The organism is Streptomyces flaveolus (assembly GCF_000716535.1).
Classification (GTDB): Bacteria; Actinomycetota; Actinomycetes; order Streptomycetales; family Streptomycetaceae; genus Streptomyces; species Streptomyces flaveolus_A.
On the sequence record NZ_JNWV01000107.1, the window covers coordinates 1 to 2,257 of the forward strand.

General features: G+C 70.9%; 1 protein-coding gene. It reads left to right on the top strand.

Features of this window, described 5'->3' with window-relative positions; genetic code table 11:
* Nucleotides 1–2,257 (top strand): amino acid adenylation domain-containing protein (locus OO52_RS45305; protein WP_037671552.1); only part of this gene is annotated, 2,257 nt, incomplete at both ends.

Genomic DNA, 2,257 nt, shown 5'->3' on the forward strand with positions numbered 1-2,257 from the left:
CGACCTGTTCTTCAGCCTCGCCGAGCAGCGCGGCGCTCACGGTGAGCCGCAGGGCATCACCGGTGCGGTCGAGTACTCCAGCGACATCTACGACGCGCCCACCGTGCAGGCCTTGTTCGAGCGGTGGCTGCATTTCCTCGACATCACCACCACCCACCCCGACCAGCCCCTCAACCACATCGACATCCTCACCCCCGACGAACACCGGCAGTTGCTCGGCACCTGGCTGGAGACCGAGACCGAGGTCGGCGGGAAGCTGCTGCCGGTCCGCTTCGCCGAGCAGGCCGCCGCCACCCCTGACGCCGTGGCCGTGATCGCCGGGGACACCTCCCTGACGTATGCGGAGCTGGACCGCCGCGCCAACCGCCTCGCGCACGTCCTGTTGCGCCGGGGCGCGGGTCCGGACCGGATGGTCGCGCTGGCTCTGCCGCGTTCGGCCGAGCTGGTGGTCGCCCTGTTGGCCGTGCTCAAGAGCGGTGCGGCGTACCTGCCGCTGGACCCGGACCACCCGGCCGGCCGCCTCGCCTACGTACTCCAGGACGCACGGCCCGCCCTGTTGCTCACCACACTGGCGACCGACTCCCGGACACCGGACGGCGGTTCGGCGGAGCGACTGGTGCTGGACTCCCCGGACGTCCACGCACTTCTGGCCGCCTGCCCCGACACCGACCCGGCCGAGACCGGCCACGCAGGGCCCCCAGCCCCCGAGACCGCCGCGTACGCGATCTACACGTCCGGCTCGACCGGTCGTCCCAAGGGCGTGGTCGTACCGCACGCGCCGCTGCTCAACTTCCTGGAAGCGATGCGGCGCAAGGTCCCGCTCCGCACGGGGGAACGGCTGCTCGCGGTCACCACGGTGGCGTTCGACATCGCCGCGCTGGAGCTGTACCACCCGCTCTTGTCGGGCGCCACGGTCGTCCTCGCCCCCAAGGAGGCCGTCCCTCAACCGTCCGCTGTGCTCGACCTGATCGCCCGGCACGGCGTCACGGTCGTCCAGGGCACCCCTTCGCTGTGGCAGCTGCTGGTGGCGCACGAGCCGGAGGCGCTGCGGGGCCTGCGTGTCCTCGTCGGCGGTGAGGCGCTGCCCACCCCGCTCGCCGAGTCGCTACGCAGGCTCACCGACGACGTGACCAACCTGTACGGCCCCACCGAGACCACCATCTGGTCGACCGCCGCGGACCTCGGCGGCGGCGCGGGCGCACCGCCCATCGGCCGGCCGATCGCCAACACGCGCACCTACGTGCTGGGTTCGGGGCTGGAGTTGGTGGCGCCCGGTGTCGTGGGGGAGCTGTACATCGCGGGATCCGGAGTGGCCCGCGGCTATCTGAACAAGCCCGGCTTGACGGCCGAGCGGTTCGTGGCGGACCCGTACGCTCCCGAGCCCGGTGCCCGTATGTACCGCACCGGTGACCTGGTGCGCTGGAACCACGACGGCGAGCTGGAGTTCGTCGGGCGCGTCGACCACCAGATCAAGATCCGCGGCTTCCGCATCGAACTCGGCGAGATCGAGGAGGTACTCACCGACCACACGGACATCGCGCAGGCAGCAGTCGTCGTCCGCGAGGACCAGCCCGGTGACTCCCGACTCGTCGCCTACGTCGTCGCCGACACCTCGGCGGGCCACCACGACGAGGCTGTGGAGCAGGACCAGCTCAGCGAGTGGCAGAACCTGTACGACGCCGTGTACAACGCCGCAGAGCAGACGGTCTTCGGTGAGAACTTCGCCAGCTGGAACAGCAGTTACGACGGCCGGCCGATCCCGCTGTCCGAGATGCGGGAGTGGCGGGACACGACCGTCGACCGCATCCGGTCCCTGAGGCCGCGCCGCGTCCTCGAAATCGGTGTCGGCACCGGACTGCTCCTGGCCCGGCTGGCGCCCGAGTGCGAGGAGTACTGGGGCACCGACTTCTCCCGCACCGTCATCGACGAGCTTCGCCGGCACGTCGACGCCGATCCCGTCCTGGCCTCCCGGGTCCACCTGCGCACCCAGCCCGCCCACGACTTCGGCGACCTTCCGCAGGGCCACTTCGACACGATCGTGATCAACTCCGTGGCCCAGTACTTCCCGAACGCCGGTTACCTGGAACAGGTCGTCCACCACGCGATCCGCGCCCTCACCCCCGGTGGCGCGTTGTTCCTGGGCGACCTGCGCAATCCCCGGTTGCTGCGGACCTTCGCCTCGGGTGTGCAGACGGCGCGGGCCGAGGACCCGAACGACACGGCCGCGATCCGCCGTGCCGTCGAGCAGAGCCTGGTC